The following is a 22,544-nucleotide window of genomic DNA, read 5'->3' as shown; positions in this document are numbered from 1 at the left end:
ATCGATGATAAAAAATCCCGCTGCGGCGGGATTTTTTATTGCCACTCATCAGGCCTTGCTTGGCGGAGCGCATCAATAAATAGGCGCAGCCGAAGTGGATGACGACCGAGCGGATAGAAGCAGTTGATTTCTGTTGGCTGTGATTGCCATCCGTTGACGCAAGGAATGAGGCTGCCCGGATGCGCCGTTTCAAAACCATTGGCAAACCAAGTGGGAAGCAAACCAATACCACGACCTTTAGCAATTGCATCGGCTTGCATCGCAAGATTATCGCTTTGTAAACGACTCTCTAGTGCTGGCAGTGAATAACTGCCGAACTCTGGATGGTACAGTTCAAGTTCCGCGCGCCGACAAGCAATAAAATCAATCCATGGGTGATGAATCAGCTCACGAGGATGGGTTGGTTTATCTCGATGGGCCAAATATTTTGGAGAGGCGTAAGCGGCATAGCGCCAATAGCCTAAGCGTTCTTTGCGATAACCCATCGGGGCGGCGTGTTCAATCCAAATGATCAAATCGGGCTCAAACACCTCATCACTGTGTTGAAACTGGCTGAGTAGCCGGATCTTCAATGTCGAATGCTGCTGCATAAACTCATCCAGTACTTGGCTGAGCCAGCCACGGATCAAATTAGGGTGCACCACCAGCGTGAGTTCGCCAGTGACTTGATTGTTCAATTCTTGCAACGCTTCCTGACTTTTATTGGCCAGTTCAAGTAGCTGCTCCGAGTAAACCGCGAACACTTCTCCTGCTTTGGTGAGTGTTAAGCGGTTGCCTTGACGCATCAACAAGCTTTGTCCCAAGTCCTCTTCGAGTTGCGCTAAACGGCGACTCAGGGTTGATTTAGGCTGTTCAAGCGCTTTGGCAGCGGCAGTCAGACTCTTATGTTGGCAAAGCGCATGGAAGGCTTTTACAGCGCTGAGATCTTGCATAGGTATTTGACCCTTAAACAATAATTACCACAGACGTTCCATATTTGGACCGAACTATTCCATGTGTCGATCTATCTCCTGTACAGAATATATGAATAATCCGCTTCTGAAATTAAGAATAATTATCATTTAAAGGAGTGGTAAATGTCCAGATTCAATCCATCCCCCGTCAGTTTATCTGTGACACTAGGCTTAATGTTTTCGGCTAGCGCTTTTGCTCAAGACACGACGAAAACAGACGAAACCATGGTAGTCACTGCGGCTGGTTTTTCGCAAGCGATTCAAAATGCGCCAGCCAGTATCAGTGTGATTTCAAGGGAAGACCTGGAATCTCGCTATTACCGTGATGTGACCGATGCGCTGAAAAATGTACCAGGTGTTACCGTTACTGGTGGTGGCGATAATACCGACATCAGCATTCGTGGTATGGGGTCAAACTATACTCTTATCTTGGTGGATGGTAAGCGCCAAACATCACGTCAGACCCGTCCAAACAGCGACGGCCCGGGCATTGAGCAAGGTTGGCTACCGCCACTGCAAGCGATTGAGCGCATTGAAGTGATCCGTGGACCGATGTCTACGCTGTATGGCTCGGATGCGATTGGCGGTGTGATCAACATCATCACTCGTAAAGATCAGCAGCAGTGGTCAGGCAATGTGCAGCTATCGACTGTGGTGCAAGAAAATCGCGCTTCAGGCGATGAACAAAGCGCTAATTTCTTCGTAACAGGACCTTTAAGTGATGCTCTATCGCTGCAAGTCTACGGACAAACCACGCAACGCGATGAAGACGAAATTGAGCATGGTTACGGCGATAAATCACTGCGCAGCTTAACCTCAAAGCTCAACTACCAGCTCAATCCTGATCATCAACTGCAACTGGAAGCGGGTGTATCAGCCCAAGATCGCGAAAATAACGTGGGCAAGTCGGCGCAATCCAGCGGCAGCAAGACGGATAATGAGTATCGTCGCAATCATATTGCCGTTTCTCACCAAGGGGATTGGCAGGATGTTGGGCAGTCCGATACCTATCTGCAATATGAAGAGAACACCAATAAATCTCGTGAGATGAGCATTGACAACACTGTGTTCAAATCCACGTTAGTGGCTCCTATTGGTGAGCACATGTTGAGCTTTGGTGTGGAAGGTAAACACGAAAGTTTAGAGGATAAAACCTCCAACAAAATTTCGTCTCGCACGCATATCTCAAACACTCAATGGGCAGGATTCATTGAAGATGAATGGGCGCTCGCAGAGCAATTCCGCCTGACCTTTGGTGGACGTCTGGATCATGATAAAAACTACGGCAGCCACTTCAGCCCACGTGTGTATGGGGTGTGGAATCTTGATTCTGCTTGGACTGTAAAAGGTGGCGTTTCTACTGGCTTCCGCGCACCGCAGTTACGTGAAGTAACACCAGATTGGGGACAGGTAAGCCGTGGCGGAAACATTTACGGTAACCCTGACCTACAACCTGAAACGTCAATCAATAAAGAGCTGAGTCTCGGCTATCTATCAGATGCAGGGCTAAGTGCTTCATTAACTGCGTTCCATAATGATTTTAAAGATAAGATTACACGTGTTAAATGTCCTGATTCTATCTGTACGTCAGGTAAGAACCAATTTGGTGCCGATCCCACCTACCGCGTCAATATCGATGAAGCGGAAACTTACGGTGCTGAAGCTGAGTTCGGCTTCCCGATTACAGACACGATTGACTTCGGGTCAAGTTATACCTACACACGTTCAGAGCAGAAAACAGGGGAGTTTGCGGGTAAGCCGTTGGAGAAGTTACCTAAGCATCTGTTTTCAAGCAGCCTTAACTGGCAAACTACAGATCGCTTAAGCAGTTGGACTAACCTCAATTATCGTGGCAAAGAGGTTCAATCGAACGGGAGTGCTTCGAGCAGTAAAAAAATGGCACCGAGTTACACCTTTATCGATGCTGGTATTACCTATGCGTTAACTGATACCGCAACGATTAAAGCGGCGGTGTACAACCTGTTTGATCAGGATGTGAATTACGCAGAATATGACTACGTAGAAGATGGCCGCCGCTATTGGTTGGGCTTAGACATCGCCTTCTAATTGCTAAAGCTAGAGGGAGTGGTTCAGAGGATTGGCGGCAGCGCCAATCCTCTGTTTGTTTTGCGATCGGCAGTGGAATCATTTATTGCACAGGATCGCCGTGCCAAAGCCTAGAGTATCGGTTACTATTGCCAACCAATCTGAGAGCGATAGGCGAAATAAGATGCTGAGGGTAGCAATTAACGGCTTTGGGCGCATTGGGCGTAATGTATTACGCGCTGTGTATGAAAGTGGTAAACGTGACCGCATTCAAGTGGTTGCGGTGAACGAGCTTGCCAAGCCAGATGCGATGGCACACCTCCTTCAGTACGATACTAGCCACGGTCGCTTTGGCAAAAAAATCAGCCATGATCAGCAGCATATCTACGTTCACCATCAAAATGGTGAGTATGACTCAATCCGCATTCTGCATCTTTCTGAAATCCCACTGTTGCCTTGGCGTGATTTGGGCGTGGATTTAGTCCTCGACTGTACAGGTGTGTATGGTTGCCAAGAGGATGGTCAGCAACATATTGATGCGGGGGCGAAATTAGTTTTATTTTCCCATCCTGGTGCTAGCGATCTCGACAACACCATCATCTATGGCGTGAATCATGAGACGCTCACTGCTGAGCATAAAATTGTTTCTAACGGCTCTTGTACCACCAATTGCATTGTGCCCATCATCAAGGTATTGGATGACGCATTCGGCATTGATTCTGGCACCATCACCACCATCCATTCCTCGATGAACGATCAACAAGTGATTGATGCTTATCACACTGATTTACGTCGAACCAGAGCGGCTAGTCAATCGATCATCCCTGTCGATACCAAATTGCATAAAGGTATTGAAAGAATATTTCCGAAATTTTCTAACAAATTTGAGGCGATTTCGGTACGTGTGCCGACGGTAAATGTGACCGCGATGGATTTGAGTGTCACAATTAAATCAAATGTGAAAGTTAATGACGTAAATCAAACCATTGTTAACGCATCTCAGTGTACATTACGTAACATTGTTGACTATACTGAAGCGCCTTTGGTTTCCATCGATTTTAACCACGATCCGCACAGCGCGATTGTGGATGGAACACAAACGAGAGTCAGTAACGGGCAGTTAGTAAAAATGCTCGTTTGGTGTGATAACGAATGGGGCTTTGCCAACCGGATGTTAGATACCGCATTGGCAATGCAGGCCACGCAGTAGCGGCTAAGCATGCACTTCAAATCAGGTTTGAACATTGAAACCCGAAGGACGCATCCCCATATCGGTAAACAGCTAAGATTTTACCGACTCGGCAGGGTCGCCGAGTTGCAGAATTTTCATTTCTTTAAATAGTTTGAGAGGACAAATCATGTCTGTAATCAAGATGATTGACCTGGATCTTGCAGGTAAACGCGTATTTATCCGTGCTGACCTGAACGTACCAGTAAAAGACGGCAAAGTGACTTCTGATGCACGTATCCTTGCATCACTACCTACCATTAAGCACTGCTTGGAAGCGGGCGCGAAAGTAATGGTCACTTCTCACCTAGGTCGTCCAACGGAAGGTGAGTACGCTGAAGAGTTCTCTCTACTGCCTGTGGTTAACTACCTGAACGATGCTCTCGATTGCGAAGTTCGCCTAGTGAAAGACTACCTAGACGGCGTTGAACTGAACGCCGGTGAACTGGTTGTTCTGGAAAACGTTCGCTTTAACAAAGGCGAAAAGAAAAACGAAGAAGCTCTGTCTAAGAAATATGCGGCACTGTGTGACGTATTCGTGATGGACGCGTTTGGTACTGCGCACCGTGCTCAAGCATCAACTCACGGTATTGGTATGTTTGCTGACGTTGCTTGTGCAGGACCTCTATTAGCTGCTGAACTTGAAGCGCTAGGTAAAGCAATGACCAATCCAGAGCGTCCTCTAGTGGCTATCGTGGGTGGTTCTAAAGTATCGACTAAGCTAACCGTTCTTGAGTCGCTATCAAAAATCGCTGACCAATTGGTGGTCGGTGGTGGTATCGCGAACACCTTCATTGCAGCTGCAGGTCACAACGTCGGTAAGTCTCTGTACGAAGCAGACCTTGTTGAAACGGCGAAAAAGCTGATGGAAGAGTGTTCAATTCCAGTTGCCACTGACGTAGCGTGTGCCAAAGCTTTTGATGAGAACGCAGAAGCAGAAATCAAACACGTTTCTGAAGTTCAAGACGACGACATGATTTTCGACCTAGGCCCAGATTCAACAGCGGCTCTAGCTGAAATCATTGCTAATGCAAAAACTATTCTATGGAATGGTCCAGTTGGCGTATTTGAATTTAAGAATTTCGAAGCGGGTACTAAAGGTATCTCTGAAGCGATCGCGAAATCAGCAGGGTTCTCTGTTGCTGGTGGCGGTGACACGCTAGCGGCGATCGACAAGTTCGGCATCAAAGCCGATGTTTCTTACATCTCTACTGGTGGCGGCGCGTTCCTTGAATTCGTTGAAGGCAAAAAACTGCCTGCAGTAGAAATGCTAGAAGCACGCGCTAAAGCGTAATAATCGAATGAGAGCGGGGGGAAGACTCCCGCTTTCTTGTTTGCTGCACGGCGAGCATTTGTTTGGTAGAATGCCGCGATTGGTGAGCAAACGTTTGCAAGAATTGAAACTTACCGTTTTTATTTTTTAAAACGACAGAAAATAGGATTCCATCCATGTCTAAGATCTTTGATTTTGTAAAACCTGGTGTTATCTCTGGTGATGACGTACAGAAAGTTTTTGAAGTAGCAAAACAAAATGGCTTTGCACTTCCAGCAGTAAACTGTGTAGGTACTGACTCTGTAAACGGCGTTCTAGAAGCAGCAGCAAAAGTGAAAGCGCCTGTTATCGTGCAGTTCTCTAACGGCGGCGCAGCATTCTTTGCTGGTAAAGGTCTGAAACTTGAAGGTCAACAAGCACAAATTCTGGGCGCGATCGCGGGTGCGAAATACGTTCACACTGTAGCGGAAGCTTACGGCGTTCCAGTGATTCTGCACACTGACCACGCAGCGAAAAACCTACTACCTTGGATCGACGGTCTGCTAGACGCGGGTGAAAAACACTTCGCAGAAACCGGTAAACCACTGTTTTCTTCACACATGATTGACCTGTCTGAAGAGTCTCTGGAAGAGAACATCGAGATCTCTGCAAAATACCTAGAGCGCATGGCGAAAATGAACATGACTCTGGAGATCGAACTGGGTTGTACTGGCGGTGAAGAAGACGGCGTTGATAACTCAGATATGGATTCTTCGGAGCTGTACACTTCTCCAGAAGACGTGGCATACGCTTACGAGAAACTGAACGCAATCAGCCACCGTTTCACTATCGCGGCTTCTTTCGGTAACGTACACGGCGTTTACAAGCCAGGTAACGTAGTTCTGACTCCAACTATCCTACGTGATTCTCAAAAATACGTTTCTGAGAAGTTTGGTCTGCCAGAGAACTCTCTGAACTTCGTATTCCACGGCGGTTCAGGCTCTTCTCTGGAAGAAATCCGTGAGTCTATCTCTTACGGCGTGATCAAAATGAACATCGATACTGATACTCAGTGGGCAACATGGGATGGTATTCGTCAATACGAAGCGAAAAACCATGACTACCTGCAAGGTCAAATCGGTAACCCAACGGGTGAAGATGCACCGAACAAGAAGTACTACGATCCACGCGTATGGCTACGTGCCGGTCAAGCAGCCATGGTTGCTCGTCTAGAGAAAGCATTCTCTGATCTGAACGCGATCGACGTACTGTAATTCGTATTTCGAATTCGATTGAATGAAGAAACCCGCCAAGTGCGGGTTTCTTTTTTATGCAGTCTCAGTGGGATGGGTAGCAGAGAGATCGAATATTGTTTAACCTGTAACGGGAGCGTAGCAATTATTACGTAACCTTCTGTTTTGTCATTATTTACCAAACTTTGACTTTGCGAAGCGTTAAGTATGCGCTATTTTGCCAAAATTCTGACTTTTGGTGGTTTATTTGAGTGGGATGTTTATCATTTCTCATTATTTCCGCTAATTTTTTGATTACTTGTAAGAGGAATACACTATGGCTGGTGAATCGATTGGTGTTGAAGTGCCTATCGTCGAAAGTTTTAACCAAGTGAATACTTGGTTAACCAATAATTCGGATCTTTTGATTCAGTACGGCGTGAATGTGATTTCCGCTATTCTGATCCTATTTATCGGTAACCTTGTGGTTAAAGGGGTTGCAGGTAGTGTGGCGAATGTATTGAAAAAGAAAGAGATGGATAAGGCTGTCGTAGACTTTATCCACGGTCTTGTTCGTTACACGCTGTTTATTATTGTGTTGATTGCGGCGTTGAGTCGTATTGGTGTGCAAACTGCGTCGGTTGTCGCTGTGATTGGTGCTGCGGGTCTGGCCGTTGGTTTGGCTCTACAGGGTTCGCTGTCTAATTTTGCAGCCGGTGTACTGATTGTGGCATTCCGCCCATTCAAATCCGGTGATTATGTAGAAATTGGTGGCGTCGCCGGCTCGGTTGATTCTATCCAAATTTTCCAAACTGTCCTGAAAAGTCCAGATAACAAAATGGTTGTGGTACCAAACTCGGCGGTCATTGGCGGTGCTATTACTAACTATTCACGTCACGAAACGCGTCGTGTCGACATGGTGATTGGGGTTTCTTACAAGTCTGATCTGCAGAAAACCAAACGTGTTCTGCGTGAGACGCTGGAAAAAGATCCTCGTATCCTCAAAGATCCGGATATGACCATTGGTGTGCTGACGCTGGCGGATTCATCAATCAACTTTGTGGTTCGTCCATGGTGTAAAACTTCGGACTATTGGGCAGTGTACTTTGATTCGATGCAAGCGATCAAAGAAGCGCTGGATGCCAACGGTATCGAAATTCCATTCCCACAAATGGATGTGCATCTGAACAAAATCAATTAATGGTTTTGCTATATACAAAATACCAAAGCGGAGTGTTTACTCCGCTTTTTTGTCGGTAATAGCTTAATTTAACCAGTGATTGAGATATAAGTTCTTAGTCAACGCGAAGGCAATAATGAACATCATCGCTGCGACTGCCATATCAATCACTTGTCTGACTCTAGGTTTAGAGAGTGTGGTGCTCAATTTTGCTGCTCCGAGTGAAAGAGTAAAAAACCACACGAATGAGGCGAGAATGGTACCAATGGCAAATGAGATACGCTCATCACCTTGGAATTGGCCTCCGATTGACCCTAAGATCACCACGGTATCCAAATAGAGATGCGGGTTAAACACAGTGACCGCAAAGGCACCAAAAATGACCGCTTTACGTCCTGCAGCCATCGGATTTGCCGTGGATTCAGATGCTTGGGGCGGTTTGAGCGCAGCACGCAAAGAAAGAAACCCATAACCACACAGAAAAAGAATTCCAGCCAAAGTGACACCAATTAACAAGCTGGTATTTTGCGAGATGAGAGCACCACCGCCAAAAATCCCCAGCGTGATAAAAATCATATCCAGCACCCCACAAGTGGCTGCGGTGGTTAAGTGGTGATGACGTTTAATCCCTTGATTTAATACATAAGCATTTTGAGCACCAATGGGAATAATCATGGTCGCTCCCAAGCTGAATCCTTGTAGCAGAATCCACCAGTTCATTTTTTACCTCATACCGCATGATTGGAGTGTGATTTCGTTCCGATTTGAAGTTGCAACGTCAGATCGAAGGGATAGGCTGAGCAAGATAATAATTTGAGGTGGATAAGTATAATTAATGATTTTAATATCATATTAACAAGGCTAATAAATAGATAAGGAAAGCAATGCGTGGTCTGGATTATCGGTGGATTGAAGCTCTAGATAGTGTGGTGAGTAAAGGCAGTTTTGAACGAGCGGCTGAGCAGCTCTTTATCTCCCAATCTGCTGTATCACAACGGATTAAACAGTTAGAAAAATACTTAGCTCAGCCAGTGTTGATCCGAGAGCAGCCACCAAGGCCAACCTTGGTTGGCAAAAAGTTGCTTGGGCTCTATCGCCGAGTCTGCTTAATCGAACAAGAGTTGGTTCCGGAGTTGACGAACCAAGAGCATGTTCGCCCGGTTTCTATGTCGATTGCGACCAATGCAGATAGCCTAGCCACTTGGTTGTTACCGGCGCTGGATAAGGTAATGAAAAGCCGCCAAGTGGAATTGAATCTGGTGATTTATGGTGAGTCACGTACCCTCGATAAGCTCAAAAATGGTGAAGTGGTCGGTGCAATCAGTTTGGAGCCACAACCGATCACTGGGTGTAGTGCGGAGTATTTGGGTCAGATGGAGTATCTGTGCGTCGCAAGCCCTGAGTTCTATCAAAAATACTTTGCTAAGGGGGTCACCCCGCGTTCATTAATCAAAGCGCCTGCGGTGTCTTACGATCAATATGACGAATTGCACAATAAATTCTTATGGGATTACTTTGCTGTACCACGCGATAAAGTCATCAACCACACGGTTGGCAGCTCAGAAGCTTTCGTCCGTTTAGCGCTTTCTGGCGCGGCTTACTGTTTGATCCCACGTTTGCAGATCATTTCGGAATTGGAAAGCGGTGCTCTCATCAATATGACGCCTGATTTTATGCTGTCATATCCGATTTTTTGGCATCATTGGCAGCTTGAAACGGGAGTCTTACTTGAAATTAGCGAAGCGATCACCGCTTATGCGAAAAGCGTACTGCCCCAATAATTGACCGAGTCAAAGTTGTGTGATTTTTATGCGTAGAGACTGAATCTATGCACTGCTTCGCTTATGATGTGGGCAGTCGATGACATTAAGGATCGAAACGATGAAATTATTTGCACCGGTGGTTTTACTGCTCTCTGTTCTTTCAAGCCCAACCTTTGCACAGGAATGGGATTTTCCACATATTTCGACCTCAGGTTATGGTGAAGTGACTGCTGTACCTGATATGGCGGAGTTTTCCGTGAAGGTTGTTGAATCGACAATGAATGCGGAACAAGCGAAAGCGGCAGTGGATAAGGCGGTAACGGAATTCACCTCAAAATTGGTGAAATCCGGTGTCGCACAGCAGAATATCTCGAGCTCAAATCTGTACATCAACCCGCAATATCACTATCCAGCAAACGGCAAGCCAGAGTTAGTGGGCTATCAAGCATCTCGCTCGATTACAGTCAGGGTCGAAGAGGTGAGTAAGCTGAATCAGTATCTGGATATCGCCTTAGAGTCTGGTATCAATCAAGTCAATAGCATTCAATTGAAGGTGCGTGATCAAGAGAAATACCAGCAGCAAGCGCGTATGGCGGCGATTGAAGATGCCAAGCTCAAAGCTCAGTCTTTAGCTAAGGGATTTGAGCGCCGCTTAGAAGGCGTTTGGCGGATAGACTACAACACGCCAAGTGTTGAGCCGATCATGATGCGAGCGGCGAATCTAAGCGAAAAAATGGATGTGGCAGATACCTATCAAGAGTCTTCCTTGGTGATTCGTGATCGAGTGGATGTGGTATATAAGTTGGCACCATAGCCAATGTTAAGTCAGCATAATGATGAAGAGTGGGGGCGACGAAAGTCGCCCCTATTTGCTTATTTTTATTCATATTTTATACAAAGCCGCTTTTCGAGATGGGCGGCTTTTTCTATCTTATTGTATTGATTTTAAAAATGACCGTTTGTCATTTTTTCATTACAGTTAGACTAAAGTCTAATATTGCTGATTTATTGAGCTAGACTGAGTAATAAGTAAACTGCTGACCTTTTCATCAATAATGCTCATTGATTGAAAGAAAGTGACAGTTACTTTCTGTGGTGCTTAGGCATAGGGAATCAAACACACTGAGCAACTGAGAGGCAGTGTATGTTGAATCATCTTCTGGTCAGACTAACGATTGGCTGTTTGTTGGTATTAGGCATTAAGCTCAGCGCACTTTATTTTCTACCTATGGTGCTTTTGCTCAATACTCATCACAAAGAGTTTTTCGGTTGGTAATAAAAAACGGAGCCCATTGGGCTCCGTTTTTATATCGTTTTCAGCGAGGCGAGGCCGTCGCATTTGTCCGATTACAGTACGTGTACTGATGCAGTGTTCGTTGTGCCAGAAGCAACCAGTGCGCCTGAAACCATCACTACGATGTCGCCTTTCTTGCCAAGGCCAGATTGCAGCGCAATCTCTTTACCTAGGTGGTAGAAAGCGTCAGTGTTGTCAATCGCGTCAACCACAACTGGCGTTACACCTTTAGAAAGCACTAACTGAGCTGCTGTTTTCTTGTTGGTGGTGACTGCAATAATGTTAGCCGTTGGGAAGTACTTACGAACTGAACGAGCAGATTTACCCGCTTCAGTTGCTACGATGATCAGTGGCGCTGCCAGTTTCTCAGCGGTGTCTACTGCACCTTTACATACGGCTTCAGTGATACGTAGACGTGGGCTGTCTAGGCGTGAACCCAGTTCTGCTTTCAGTACAGGATCAGTACGCTCAGCGATTTGCGCCATGATCTTCACCGCTTCAACTGGGTACTTACCTTTTGCTGTTTCGCCAGAAAGCATTACAGCATCAGTACCATCCATGATCGCGTTCGCAACGTCGCCCGCTTCTGCGCGAGTTGGACGTGGGTTCTTGATCATTGAATCCAGCATTTGCGTTGCCGTGATAACCACTTTACGTGCACGGTTACATTTCTCGATCATCATCTTTTGAGCGAAGATAACTTCTTCTGCTGGGATTTCTACACCTAGGTCGCCACGTGCAACCATGATGCCGTCAGACAGCTCAAGGATCTCATCGAAGTTGTCCAAGCCTTCTTGGTTTTCGATTTTAGAGATGATTTGAATGTTTTGACCGCCGTGTGAAGCTAATACTTCACGGATTTCTTTCACGTCAGAACCTTTACGGATGAAAGAGGCAGCAACGAAATCTACGCCTTGCTCACAACCAAATTTCAGGTCGTTTTTGTCTTTTTCAGACAGCGCTGGCAGATTGACAGAAACGCCTGGCAGGTTAACACCTTTGTTTTCACCCAGCGCGCCGTTGTTCAGAACTTTACACTTCACTTCAGTGTCAGTGGTCGCCAGTACTTCCATCTCGATAAGACCGTCGTCAACCAGAATACGGTTGCCTACGTTCAGGTCTTTTGCAAAACCAGAGTAAGTGACTGCTACGCGCTCTTTGTTACCAACAACTTTCGTGTCAGTTGTGAAAGTGAACTCTTGGCCAGCGACCAGATCCACATCATCACCGTTTTCCAGCTTGATAGTACGGATCTCTGGACCTTTAGTATCCAGTAGGATCGCCAGTTGTTTACCGGTCACTTCCATCACTTTGCGGAAGTTAGTGATACGAGTGCCGTGCTCAACGTAGTCACCGTGAGAGAAGTTGAGACGCATAACATTCATGCCAGCGTTTACAAGCTCAGTCAGTTTCTCTACAGACTCAGTTTTTGGGCCAATCGTACATACGATTTTGGTCTTTTTCATGGAAGAGTTTCTCCGATAAACAAAATGATTTTGAAGTTGGTGGTGGTTTTGAAGTGTTCTCGGCGGTAGCAACTTTATTTCGTCAATTGCCAAGTCTAGCTCACGAGTTCACAGCACTCCAAAACTGAAAGTCTTTCAACAGATTTAGTCATTTTATGACTGACTGTTTGATCAAAAATTTCAGAAAAATCGCCAGTTAGCGGCAGTATAGCGCGGGCTATGGGCGTTATTTTTACTCAATTCTGTAATTTTTTTTCTTTTCGAGGCCGAATTCTACCATTGAATGACAGTAATATCACTGTCTAAGAATTGTCTTAGGACAAGGTTTTAGCGTGAAATATTAATTTTTTGGATCGAAATAAATGGACTTATTTGTTTCGTTTTAACTATACTTCGTTTCGATTCGTAACTTTAATTGTGTTTTATAATGTCAAAACGAAACACACAACTGAGAAGACACACAATAGTTAAGCTGGTTAATGAACAAGGTGAGGTGAGTGTTGAGGCTCTCTCTTCTCAGTTTGAAACATCAGAAGTGACTATTCGCAAAGACTTAGCTTCTCTTGAAAAAAATGGCCAATTGCTGCGTCGCTATGGCGGTGCTATCGCATTACCGAAAGAAGTGATGCACGATGAATTGAATGAAAAAGTTTCAGTTCGAAAGATTTCTCTGGCTAAAGCTGCAGCGAAACTAATCCGTGATCATAATCGGATTGTGATTGATAGTGGCAGCACCACGGCGGCGTTAATTCAGCAACTGAATGACAAGCGAGGGCTGGTCGTGATGACCAACTCATTGCATGTCGCGAATGCACTCAATGAATTAGAAAATGAACCCACACTGCTGATGACTGGCGGTACTTGGGATACCCATTCTGAATCCTTCCAAGGCAAAGTCGCAGAATCGGTACTGCGCTCTTACGATTTTGACCAGCTGTTTATCGGTGCTGATGGCATCGATCTTGACCGGGGGACGACCACGTTCAATGAGCTGGTTGGGCTTAGCAAAGTGATGGCTGAAGTCTCGCGTGAAGTGATCGTGATGATTGAGTCAGACAAAGTGGGCCGCAAAATTCCGAACTTAGAGCTGAGCTGGGACAACATTGATGTCTTAGTCACAGATCATGAATTGAGTGACGAGTTTGCCAAACAAATTGAATCTCACCAAGTGCGCGTGATCCGTGCAACCGTGAAATAAAAATCCCTTAGCGCGACTTATCAAGTCAGGGCGCGACAGTATAAAAAATATGGAGTTTAACTATGTGTGGAATTGTTGGTGCGGTTGCACAACGCGATGTTGCTGAAATTTTAGTACAGGGCCTACGCCGTCTTGAATACCGCGGCTATGACTCTGCGGGTGTAGCTGTCGTGGATAGCGATAAGCAGCTCACGCGTTTACGCCGTTTGGGTAAAGTACAAGAGTTGGCGGATGCGGTTGAAGCGGCACAAGTAGCGGGCGGTACAGGTATCGCGCATACCCGTTGGGCAACGCATGGTGAGCCTTCTGAGATCAATGCTCACCCCCATCTTTCTGGTGACATTACGGTGGTACACAACGGCATTATCGAAAATCACGAAATACTGCGTACTATGCTGCAAGAGCGTGGTTATGTGTTTACTTCACAAACGGATACTGAAGTCATTGCTCATTTAGTGGAGTGGGAATTGCGCAGTGCTTCCTCTTTACTAGAAGCGGTGCAAACCACCGTTAAACAGCTTACAGGAGCTTACGGCACTGTGGTGATGGATCGTAACGACCCTTCGCGCTTAGTGGTCGCTCGCTCAGGTAGCCCAATTGTGATTGGTTTTGGCATCGGTGAAAACTTCCTCGCGTCAGACCAACTCGCGCTACTTAACGTGACACGCCGCTTTATGTATCTGGAAGAGGGTGATGTGGCGGAAATGACTCGTCGTGATGTGCGCGTATTTGATGCTCTGGGGCAACCTGTACAACGTGAAATCAGCGAATCCAATCTAGAACATGATGCTGCGGACAAAGGTCACTACCGCCACTACATGCAAAAAGAGATTTTCGAGCAGCCAAAGGCGCTGATCAACACCATGGAAGGGCGTATTACCCATGACAGCGTGGTGGTGGAAAGCATTGGTGTGCACGCGGCAGAGATTTTGGCAAAAGTGGAACATGTACAGATCGTTGCCTGCGGTACCTCTTATAATGCAGGGATGACGGCACGTTACTGGTTTGAATCGTTAGCGGGTGTGAGCTGTGATGTCGAAATCGCGTCTGAATTCCGCTATCGCAAATTTGTCACGCGCCCCAATAGCCTACTGATCACTCTATCTCAGTCTGGTGAAACGGCAGATACCTTAGCCGCGCTACGTTTAGCGAAAGAGAAAGGCTATATGGCGGCGATGACGATTTGTAACGTTGCGGGTTCTTCTCTCGTGCGTGAATCGGATTTCGCCTTTATGACTCGCGCAGGCACTGAGATTGGTGTGGCTTCAACCAAAGCCTTTACCACTCAGCTTGTTACGTTACTGATGCTGGTGACTGCACTTGGTAAGCAGCAACAGCGCATTGGTCGCGAGTTAGAAGCTGAGATCGTACATGCATTGCATCAACTGCCGAAGCAGATTGAAACCGCATTGTCGTTTGAAAAACAGATTGAAACGCTCGCGCAAGATTTTGCCGATAAGCATCACACCCTCTTTTTGGGGCGCGGTGAGTACTACCCGATTGCGGTAGAGGCCTCTCTTAAACTGAAAGAGATCTCTTACATCCACGCAGAAGCCTATGCAGCGGGCGAGTTAAAGCATGGTCCATTGGCGTTGATCGATGCGGATATGCCAGTGGTTGTGGTTGCACCAAGTAATGAACTCTTAGAAAAGCTTAAATCCAATATTGAAGAAGTGCGTGCGCGCGGTGGTTTACTGTACGTATTTGCCGATGAAGTGGCGGGCTTTGAAGCAGATGAGACGATGAAAATCATTGCGATGCCGCATGTCAGCGAGATTGTGGCTCCGATTTATTACACCATCCCAATGCAACTGCTCTCTTACCATGTGGCTTTAATCAAGGGTACCGATGTTGACCAGCCTCGTAACCTTGCTAAAGCGGTAACTGTCGAGTAAATGTTCAATAAATCAAAGGGCTACCAGAGGGTAGCCCTTTGTTTATCCAGCGCATTGCCATTAAGGATTGGTATTTAAGTACGCTTGTGTCGAGATCCGAGTCCAATCACGCACTTTGGTTAAGTACGCCTGCTGAGAGTCGATGATCTCTTTAGCGAGCGGATCGCTTGCTGCCTGCTCTTGCAGAAGTTCATTGTTGGCTTGGCGTAGCGCGGCAAGAACTGCGGGTGGAAAATCACGAACTTTGATGTCTGGGTACTCACTTTTCATCGCTGCCCAGCTCGTCGCATTCGCATCGATCGCTTGGTTGTACATATCGAAAGCGGCGACGCGGAAAGCGGTTTCTAAGATCACTTGGATGTCTTTTGGTAGTGTATCCCACTTCTTCTTATTGACTAGAAATTGCGTTTCGGAGCCAGGTTCATGCCATGCGGTGTAATAGTAAGGGGCGATTTTATGAAAACCCATGCGCAGATCAAAGGCAGGGCCGACCCATTCAAGTGCGTCGATAGTGCCGCGTTCTAGCGAGGTATAAAGCTCTCCCGGTGCAATGTTCGTGGGTTTCGCGCCAAGTTTTGCCAACACTTCACCCGCAAATCCCGGAATACGCATTTTCAGCCCTTGCAGATCGTCAACGCTGTTGATCTCTTTTTTAAACCATCCGCCCATTTGAATATCTGAGTTACCGCCCGGAAACGACAAGAGGTTATGCGGCGCGTACACCTTCTCCATCAACGGCATCCCACCGCCATAATAGAACCAGGCGTATTGCTCAGTTGCGATCATGCCAAACGGCATCGAAGAGAAAAAGAGGGTATTCGGAACCTTGCCTTTCCAATAATAAGAGCTGGAGTGACCGAGATCGTATTGACCGGATTTCACCATATCAAACACGCCCAGCGGTGCTTTGTGTTTGTTGGCCGAGTCGATACGGATTTGAATACGGCCATTGGACATTTCAGCGGCCAATTTAGCCATATTTTTCGGTGCATCGCCGAGGATCGGAGTATTTGCCCCCCATGTTTCGGCCAGCGTCAGTTTATAAACGGGAGGTTCGTTGGCCTGTGCGACTCCTAAAACTGTGCTTAGGATAAGAGCAAGAGCGATGCGGCTTTTACTTAAATAGGTTGTGGTTGACATAACTTCCTCATTGTTATCGTTATTGAGGCTGTAGAGTCTAAGTTGCTAAAAAAAGAGTCAATCATCAAGGCAGGTAAAATGGTCGGGTAGGTTAGTCTGAAATGCTAAATTTTCATGTAAATGAAGTGCGATCTTGATGATTAGTCAGCATCAAACTAGCGATATTGAGAGGAAATTTTAACTCAATAGCATTTTATTTTGATTCAAGAAGTGTTTGATGGGTCACGCCAAGGTGAAGCACCTTGGCGTGACGGGTTAGATATCGCTAAAATATTGGTGGGTGGCAAGATAGCGCAGAGCTTCAGATTGCCCCATGTAACGCGCTAACGTTTTCGTGGGTATATTGCGAATGTCAACCACGATCAAGCCATCTAACGCATTATTGAATGCAGGATCCACATTAAAGCTCACCAGCTTCCCATTTAATCCTAGATATTGGCGCAGTAGCACTGGAATTCCCTTTCCTTCATCGATCCGAGCAATCACTCGTGACAGGAGCTGCAAGTCGGCAAGTGACGTCAGAAGGCTGGCATTCCATTGTTCTTTCCCAGTAGGTAGAGGGTTGGTGGCCATCACTAACTCGGCTTGTTCACTATCGTAATAGTGCAGAGTCATGGTATCGGCGAGTAAGCGCCTGGCTTGTTCACTGTAATCGTTGCTGATACTCACAGGACCAAAAAGGTGAGTATATTGTGGATGGCGTTCGACATAAGTACCAATGCCTTTCCAAAGTAAAAGCAGGGCCGCCATGCTTTTTTGATATTGGCTGTCAATCACCGAACGCCCCATTTCAATCGCATTGCCCATGTTATTGAGGAAGCGTTGATCATAATGAAATAGGGTACTGGAGTAGAGGCCGCTGATCCCCTTGTGCTCAATAAGCTTATCAACGAGCCCTAAACGGTATGCGCCCACCAGCTGATTTTTCTCTCTATCCCAAATGAATAGGTGCAGGTAATCGCGATCAAATCGATCAATATCCAGCGCACAGCCCGTTCCTTCGCCCACCTCACGAAAATTCAACTCGCGAATGCGGCCAATTTCATGCATCAACGAAGGAATGTTATCCGCTGTGGTGCAATACACATCAAATTGGTTATGGCGCAGCATATGGTCGGCGTAAGGCAACTGCGCGATATCTTCGAGCAGATCGGCTAATGGAAGGCGCTCTGCAACGGGAGGCAAGGATCGATCACTGGCGGTTTTGTTACGCACGGGAGAAGATTGTAAAAGATAGGTATTGAGGCGCAGATAGTTGACCAACTGTTGATCACAAAGATGCTGTACTTCGCTGTGTGAAATCCCTTCACCAATCGCGATACCAATTTGAGTATGCTGTTTATTGAGCAGTTCGCGGCCCAACATCAAGGTGCGCAGCATAGGGTGAATTTTTCCTGCAAGGTAAAAAGGGGTTGAGTTATGGCCATCAATATAAACTGGGACTGTATGCGCTTGGTGTTTTTTAACGAGGCGACTGACCGATTGGCTCCACTCTTTGTCCTCCAAACGACCTTGCTTGCTGTCAACCAATTGGGAGACTTCCCCAGCAGGAAACATCAGTAGCAACCCACCTTGCTCAAGATGTTTATGCGCTTGGCGAAGTGCATGCAGATTCGCTTTTGCGGCATCAGCGCCTTCAAATACATCGACGCCGATAAACAGTGAGGCAAGCTCGGGCACCAGCTTTAGATACTGATTAGCGAGAATTTTTACATCTGAGCGAACGCAAAGCAGTAGCTCAGCCAAAATAACCCCTTCAACGCAGCCTAAAGGGTGGTTGGCGACCACGATAGTTGCCCCTTGAGCTGGAACATGTGTGAGCTTGCCGCGTACTACTTGATAATCGATACCAAGAACATCCAAGGTAAAGCGCAAAAACGCTTGAGTATCACCGCTTGCTGGGCGTTGAGCATAGAATTGATTGAGACGTTTCAGTCCTGTTGCCCATTCCGCTAAGTGTTCACCTAAACCAAATGGGGTTTTTCGTGGCAGAACAAATGGAGAAGTAGAAAGCATAGCAACCTCTTATGTGATGGTTTACCAAGAGGCTAGAGGCTACATATTGCAAAATCACGACAGTCTGATGAGCTTTTTGTTGCGCGGAATATCCTTGAACAGTCACCGCAAGGTATCTGGTGATGATAGGCAGTGAAAATAGGCTGAAATTTATGTGACAATTTCAGAAATAAGTCCATTTGCTCACAATTTGTACAAAAAGTGTGATGCGAGATGAATTTTAATGCTAGTTTGTTTAGGCGGGTAAAACGCAACTAATCAAAACAACATTACACCTTTGATTTGCTGATCTGGAATAGACGGGAGCTTATGCTCCCGTTGCCATTTCTAGAGCATAAAATGGTGGGTTAGAGTGCCGTCTTAAACCGTTCAGAAACGTTAAGGATAAGCTTACTTGACCCATTGTCTGAACCGAATTCTAGAAGGCTTGTAGAGAAATCTACGGGCCTTTATCTTTTCTGGTCTGGTCCATTAGGTCAGCTGAAATACGCCACGTAGTCACCACAGAGTCACACTTCCCCTACCAGAGTGATAGCTACCATCAGAACCTTCTCTCGTCTGTACAACGTGAATCAGAGCAGATACATACCACTCAACACCAGACCGGTACCCCAGAAAAACTTCGAGCTGGCACCAACAAGAATATAACCAATATTCTGTCCCATTAGGTCTAGTTATAAATATAATTTAGATGCCTGAATGGGGTTCTAGCTGAGATTACGCAGGAGACTCAGTACCGGAGATTCGGACAAGATGAATGTTGAATCGTGATGACCGATTACCCTCAGTGGTAATCGGTCTGTCTATCTCTAATGTAATTTCGACCAGTAATCATCGACACTCAACCATAATACCAGAACCAGCTGCTAATCACTGGACTGGTATTCATACTGCAACCGGAAAAACCAACGACACACTGGACTACAGCGTGAATCTGGTATGAGTTAGGGTGTCGAGTTGGATTAGTGGAATCAGATGGAACTACCGTCGACGACGCCGTCGCGATAATTACAGAAACCACATCATGCAGGAAGTTAGGCAGGATAAGCCTTAGAGCGAGATTACAGGGGCAGTCTGGTGTGACCGACCCAGCGATCTAGGATTTTAGATTGGTAGGTGTTGAGATAAAAATCAACAAAAAAATTCTTTCAAGTATAGAGCCAATTTATCAATATCATTATCAAACTTATACTCTATTAGTTCTATATTTAATTCTCGCGAAATCATTTCTATAGTTTTCTTCTCGCAGCTTTTCATTTCTTTTATATAACGAACATTCCATTTCAAGTTATCTCTAAGTTGAAGACGTTCAAGAATTTCATCAACATCATCGACTACTAAAACAAAAACACCGACATCCAACTCACGGAATACACTAGATTTAATTGGGGTTGGGTTGCCTTCATCGTCCAACAATGTAACATGTCCATCTAATATAATCGTATGCTCACTCGCCAAATTCTTATAGGCATTAATAAGCACACGTTGATTTTCTTGGATGTTAGTTACACGCTTATTTTCATCAGTTTTATCTATATAGTTATTAATTAATGAACTACAAGCGTAATGTTGTAACTCTAGTTTTTTACTAAGCTCTTTTGCTAAGGTGGTTTTTCCAACGCCATGAATTCCCGATATGAATATGTTTTTCATTTTTCACCTATATAGATAAATGATTGTGGCGCCTTTAAATCTTTTTTTATATCAGAAAGTAACAAAGGTTTATCGTAAAGCTTGAATCTATTAATTTTTATAGCGTACGCAATTGGACAGCCTTCATAATAAGAAAAAAATTCATCCTTACTAATTCCAGATGAATCTGAGCATTGTTTCCAAATTTCACGTGGAGTATCTGATATCGTTTCGTTGAAAAAAATTTCCCCAACAACCATTTTTATTGGAGATGTGCAGTATACAATGATTGAATCTATGTCTCTCTTGAAGATTTTTTTTCTGAATTCATATTTTTTTTTACCTGATATAATTTCATCTACATACTTAGGCTTTATCGACAATAGAGCTTTCATCTGTTGTCATCTCCTTATTGAATACGTACTCTTTTTTCCCATCCAGATAGAGATTGTTTATACTATTAACTAATTTAAAGTTGTTTTTGTTAAACATGCTTTCAAAAAGCTCAATTCTATCTTCACTAACTGTAATTAACGGTCTATCTTCGTTAAGTCGTATTTTGGACACATTTAGAAGAATGGTTCCGATGCCAGAATCTCTTGCAAAACCTTTTACATATAAAGTGCAAATTTTATTTTCTTTATGTGTCTTTTTTAAGGCGGAATAACCTAGCAAATTACCTCTTTCTGAAATTATTACAATTTCTCTCTCTCCATTTATCAAACCTGGAATAAACTTTCTATCAATCCAGTCAAAAAAATTGGGGTAAAATTCCCACACATCTTCAAATAATTTTCTGCAGAAAAGGGAAAGTTGGTAATCAATTGGAGGTAGATTAATTTTCTTCCAATATTTTATCACATAGTCTCTATCGATAATAGAAACAGTGAAACCAGAGCTAGGCAAACAATTTATTGATCTACCAAAATTATTCATTATTGCTCCCTGCCATTTGTGAGACATTCCTGTTTATCACAGTTGATGTTTTGATCGCCAAATAGGGCCGGAAAATATGATTCCAGATGGCTTGTGGCTATATTAGCAAATATGGCAAATAAAATAATCATAGCTATATAAGTAACAATTTTCATAAGATGCACTCTAGGTTCTACAAACTTAGAGAATGCAGAAAACCCTATAAATTCATCACCAATATCTTTGATTTTATTCCAATGGTATATTACCATTGGTTCTTTTTCTTCAAGAACTTTCTTTAAATTTGAGTTTTTACTTTCGTACAGCAAATAATCTTTCCAAAAGCTTTTCTCTAAAGTTCTAGATTTTTTAAAAGACCCATGTGATGTTTGATATTCACACTTTGCATCTTTAACTAGGAAATAGTCTACTCTGCACGATGCAAAATTAAGATCTCTAATATCTTTTTCCTGATACAATTGTGCAGGTAAACTTCGTACTTCATTTACTCTAAAATCAACAATTTCACTTTTACTCAAAGAACCGGTTATCAAACCACTGCCTTGTTTGTATTGTTCTATAAATACGTTTCTTTTTTCTAATGGAACTCTAAACCTAAAATATGCATCTGTACTATCTCGACCGAGATGTTTTTGATTTTCGTGATATTTTTTTAAGTTTTTAATGAACTCACATTTAAAACTTAAAAGTGTTGAATCTAATTTATCACCGTTGTAAAAAAAGTTACCATGATTTATTGAAATTAATGACTCATTGGAAAATGGCGTCTCATGGATGAAAAACTTATTATCTTTGGATTTATTATCAAATCTAACGAAAGACAAATTTTGTGTAACACTTTCAAAAGAAAGGTTCTCGTTAAATATTGTTCTAACAAGTTCTGAGTTCGTACTGAAACAAGAATGCAAATCAATAAAATCTTCTCTAGAAATAGAAAATGGAAAATATACTAAAAGATCTTCTATTTCATCAATTTTGTTTACACGAATACCTACATCAAGAAAACAACTTTTACTCCTCTGCGAAGTTGACACATCCCAGAGATTAAAGTGTAGATCCATGGTATTGGACTTACTGTTTATACCTTCTGCAGAGTTACTAGCCAATCTGTTGTCAGCGTCAGGTTCTTCCGTCTTGTGGTCCTCTGTATTGGTATTACGCTTGGTTAAAAATGCCAGACTGGAGTGCATATTAAGTTCCTAGTAAACGTAGAACGTAAGTTCTGATTAACATTGATTCTGAACAATAAGTTACATACTAACTACCCTTATCATGCCAGTCCAGTTGTGCAACAAATTTAATCATAAGTAGAT

19 protein-coding genes are annotated in these 22,544 nt (G+C 44.4%); 10 read left to right on the top strand and 9 right to left on the bottom strand.

The genetic code is table 11. The annotated features are described in order from the left end of the window. Positions 1-35 precede the first annotated feature (35 nt). Positions 36-932, bottom strand: coding sequence for a LysR family transcriptional regulator (locus tag R4537_RS16720; protein ID WP_001153531.1), 897 nt, complete (start codon positions 930-932; stop codon positions 36-38). 144 nt (positions 933-1,076) lie between these two features. Between R4537_RS16720 and R4537_RS16715 the strand changes: the two genes are divergently transcribed. The 5 genes from R4537_RS16715 to mscS all read left to right on the top strand — a co-directional run bounded on the left by R4537_RS16715 (position 1,077) and on the right by mscS (position 7,912). Continuing rightward, a complete protein-coding gene (locus R4537_RS16715; RefSeq protein WP_071179075.1) occupies positions 1,077-3,020 on the top strand; it encodes a ligand-gated channel protein in 1,944 nt (647 codons plus the stop codon). 163 nt (positions 3,021-3,183) lie between these two features. Beyond that, on the top strand, positions 3,184-4,209 hold the full coding sequence (gene epd, locus R4537_RS16710) for an erythrose-4-phosphate dehydrogenase (protein WP_000946628.1): 1,026 nt from the start codon (positions 3,184-3,186) through the stop codon (positions 4,207-4,209). Between the two features lie 148 nt (positions 4,210-4,357). Beyond that, positions 4,358-5,521, top strand: coding sequence for a phosphoglycerate kinase (locus R4537_RS16705; protein WP_000111266.1), 1,164 nt, complete (start codon positions 4,358-4,360; stop codon positions 5,519-5,521). Between the two features lie 155 nt (positions 5,522-5,676). Further along, positions 5,677-6,753: a class II fructose-bisphosphate aldolase gene (fbaA, locus tag R4537_RS16700; protein ID WP_000034368.1), complete on the top strand. Its 1,077-nt coding sequence runs from the start codon at positions 5,677-5,679 to the stop codon at positions 6,751-6,753. A 295-nt stretch (positions 6,754-7,048) separates the two neighbouring features. Continuing rightward, on the top strand, positions 7,049-7,912 hold the full coding sequence (mscS, locus tag R4537_RS16695; protein ID WP_000896747.1) for a small-conductance mechanosensitive channel MscS: 864 nt from the start codon (positions 7,049-7,051) through the stop codon (positions 7,910-7,912). A gap of 63 nt (positions 7,913-7,975) precedes the next feature. Here the strand turns inward: mscS and R4537_RS16690 are convergent, their stop codons facing one another. Further along, the gene (locus R4537_RS16690) at positions 7,976-8,611 is read right to left on the bottom strand and encodes a LysE/ArgO family amino acid transporter (RefSeq protein WP_001104702.1); all 636 of its coding nucleotides are present in this window, start codon (positions 8,609-8,611) and stop codon (positions 7,976-7,978) included. A gap of 164 nt (positions 8,612-8,775) precedes the next feature. Here R4537_RS16690 and R4537_RS16685 point away from each other — a divergent pair, with 164 nt between their 5' ends. The 3 genes from R4537_RS16685 to R4537_RS16675 all read left to right on the top strand — a co-directional run bounded on the left by R4537_RS16685 (position 8,776) and on the right by R4537_RS16675 (position 10,930). Further along, complete coding sequence (locus tag R4537_RS16685) at positions 8,776-9,672, top strand: LysR family transcriptional regulator ArgP (RefSeq protein WP_001214483.1); 897 nt, start codon at positions 8,776-8,778, stop codon at positions 9,670-9,672. Between the two features lie 100 nt (positions 9,673-9,772). Further along, positions 9,773-10,468, top strand: a complete 696-nt coding sequence (locus tag R4537_RS16680) for an oxidative stress defense protein (RefSeq protein WP_000764703.1) — start codon at positions 9,773-9,775, stop codon at positions 10,466-10,468. Between the two features lie 330 nt (positions 10,469-10,798). Next, a complete protein-coding gene (locus R4537_RS16675) occupies positions 10,799-10,930 on the top strand; it encodes a hypothetical protein (protein ID WP_000931888.1) in 132 nt (43 codons plus the stop codon). A 71-nt stretch (positions 10,931-11,001) separates the two neighbouring features. Here R4537_RS16675 and pykF read toward each other — a convergent pair whose 3' ends face one another. Further along, the gene (pykF, locus tag R4537_RS16670; protein WP_000751457.1) at positions 11,002-12,414 is read right to left on the bottom strand and encodes a pyruvate kinase PykF; all 1,413 of its coding nucleotides are present in this window, start codon (positions 12,412-12,414) and stop codon (positions 11,002-11,004) included. Between the two features lie 427 nt (positions 12,415-12,841). On the opposite strand from pykF, the gene R4537_RS16665 reads away from it, so the two are divergent. Further along, positions 12,842-13,612, top strand: coding sequence for a DeoR/GlpR family DNA-binding transcription regulator (locus R4537_RS16665; RefSeq protein WP_001906605.1), 771 nt, complete (start codon positions 12,842-12,844; stop codon positions 13,610-13,612). A 62-nt stretch (positions 13,613-13,674) separates the two neighbouring features. Beyond that, positions 13,675-15,507, top strand: coding sequence for a glutamine--fructose-6-phosphate transaminase (isomerizing) (gene glmS, locus R4537_RS16660; RefSeq protein ID WP_071179076.1), 1,833 nt, complete (start codon positions 13,675-13,677; stop codon positions 15,505-15,507). Positions 15,508-15,567: 60 nt separating this feature from the next. Here glmS and R4537_RS16655 read toward each other — a convergent pair whose 3' ends face one another. From R4537_RS16655 to R4537_RS16630, 6 genes are all read right to left on the bottom strand, one after another. Continuing rightward, positions 15,568-16,647 (bottom strand): TRAP transporter substrate-binding protein, encoded by a 1,080-nt coding sequence (locus R4537_RS16655; RefSeq protein ID WP_002030944.1) that lies wholly within the window; start codon positions 16,645-16,647, stop codon positions 15,568-15,570. Positions 16,648-16,902: 255 nt separating this feature from the next. Continuing rightward, entirely contained in the window at positions 16,903-18,663 is a 1,761-nt protein-coding gene (locus R4537_RS16650; RefSeq protein WP_071179077.1) for a lysophospholipid acyltransferase family protein, read from the bottom strand. Between the two features lie 1,131 nt (positions 18,664-19,794). Next, a complete protein-coding gene (locus tag R4537_RS16645) occupies positions 19,795-20,316 on the bottom strand; it encodes an ATP-binding protein (protein ID WP_071179078.1) in 522 nt (173 codons plus the stop codon). After that, on the bottom strand, positions 20,313-20,690 hold the full coding sequence (locus tag R4537_RS16640; protein ID WP_071179079.1) for an ASCH domain-containing protein: 378 nt from the start codon (positions 20,688-20,690) through the stop codon (positions 20,313-20,315). The genes R4537_RS16645 and R4537_RS16640 overlap by 4 nt, the downstream gene beginning before the upstream one ends. Next, entirely contained in the window at positions 20,662-21,231 is a 570-nt protein-coding gene (locus R4537_RS16635; protein ID WP_071179080.1) for a GNAT family protein, read from the bottom strand. Before R4537_RS16635 ends, R4537_RS16640 begins: the two co-directional genes overlap by 29 nt. Next, positions 21,231-22,421: a hypothetical protein gene (locus R4537_RS16630; protein WP_071179081.1), complete on the bottom strand. Its 1,191-nt coding sequence runs from the start codon at positions 22,419-22,421 to the stop codon at positions 21,231-21,233. The genes R4537_RS16635 and R4537_RS16630 overlap by 1 nt, the downstream gene beginning before the upstream one ends. Between the last annotated feature and the right edge of the window lie 123 nt (positions 22,422-22,544).

The organism is Vibrio paracholerae (genome assembly GCF_037672085.1).
In the GTDB taxonomy this organism is placed as follows: domain Bacteria; phylum Pseudomonadota; class Gammaproteobacteria; order Enterobacterales; family Vibrionaceae; genus Vibrio; species Vibrio cholerae.
The sequence above is the reverse complement of the archived record's forward strand: the minus strand, read 5'-3'. Positions and strand labels throughout refer to the sequence as shown.

Bases quoted from the DNA above. Each gene is read 5' to 3' on its own strand.
- R4537_RS16635 (WP_071179080.1), bottom strand. From the start codon at position 21,231: ATGAATAATTTTGGTAGATCAATAAATTGTTTGCCTAGCTCTGGTTTC.
- R4537_RS16645 (WP_071179078.1), bottom strand. From the start codon at position 20,316: ATGAAAAACATATTCATATCGGGAATTCATGGCGTTGGAAAAACCACC.
- glmS (WP_071179076.1), top strand. From the start codon at position 13,675: ATGTGTGGAATTGTTGGTGCGGTTGCACAACGCGATGTTGCTGAAATT.
- R4537_RS16675 (WP_000931888.1), top strand. From the start codon at position 10,799: ATGTTGAATCATCTTCTGGTCAGACTAACGATTGGCTGTTTGTTGGTA.
- mscS (WP_000896747.1), top strand. From the start codon at position 7,049: ATGGCTGGTGAATCGATTGGTGTTGAAGTGCCTATCGTCGAAAGTTTT.
- R4537_RS16685 (WP_001214483.1), top strand. From the start codon at position 8,776: ATGCGTGGTCTGGATTATCGGTGGATTGAAGCTCTAGATAGTGTGGTG.
- R4537_RS16640 (WP_071179079.1), bottom strand. From the start codon at position 20,690: ATGAAAGCTCTATTGTCGATAAAGCCTAAGTATGTAGATGAAATTATA.
- epd (WP_000946628.1), top strand. From the start codon at position 3,184: ATGCTGAGGGTAGCAATTAACGGCTTTGGGCGCATTGGGCGTAATGTA.
- pykF (WP_000751457.1), bottom strand. From the start codon at position 12,414: ATGAAAAAGACCAAAATCGTATGTACGATTGGCCCAAAAACTGAGTCT.
- R4537_RS16705 (WP_000111266.1), top strand. From the start codon at position 4,358: ATGTCTGTAATCAAGATGATTGACCTGGATCTTGCAGGTAAACGCGTA.
- fbaA (WP_000034368.1), top strand. From the start codon at position 5,677: ATGTCTAAGATCTTTGATTTTGTAAAACCTGGTGTTATCTCTGGTGAT.
- R4537_RS16665 (WP_001906605.1), top strand. From the start codon at position 12,842: ATGTCAAAACGAAACACACAACTGAGAAGACACACAATAGTTAAGCTG.
- R4537_RS16630 (WP_071179081.1), bottom strand. From the start codon at position 22,421: ATGCACTCCAGTCTGGCATTTTTAACCAAGCGTAATACCAATACAGAG.
- R4537_RS16690 (WP_001104702.1), bottom strand. From the start codon at position 8,611: ATGAACTGGTGGATTCTGCTACAAGGATTCAGCTTGGGAGCGACCATG.
- R4537_RS16655 (WP_002030944.1), bottom strand. From the start codon at position 16,647: ATGTCAACCACAACCTATTTAAGTAAAAGCCGCATCGCTCTTGCTCTT.
- R4537_RS16680 (WP_000764703.1), top strand. From the start codon at position 9,773: ATGAAATTATTTGCACCGGTGGTTTTACTGCTCTCTGTTCTTTCAAGC.
- R4537_RS16650 (WP_071179077.1), bottom strand. From the start codon at position 18,663: ATGCTTTCTACTTCTCCATTTGTTCTGCCACGAAAAACCCCATTTGGT.
- R4537_RS16715 (WP_071179075.1), top strand. From the start codon at position 1,077: ATGTCCAGATTCAATCCATCCCCCGTCAGTTTATCTGTGACACTAGGC.
- R4537_RS16720 (WP_001153531.1), bottom strand. From the start codon at position 932: ATGCAAGATCTCAGCGCTGTAAAAGCCTTCCATGCGCTTTGCCAACAT.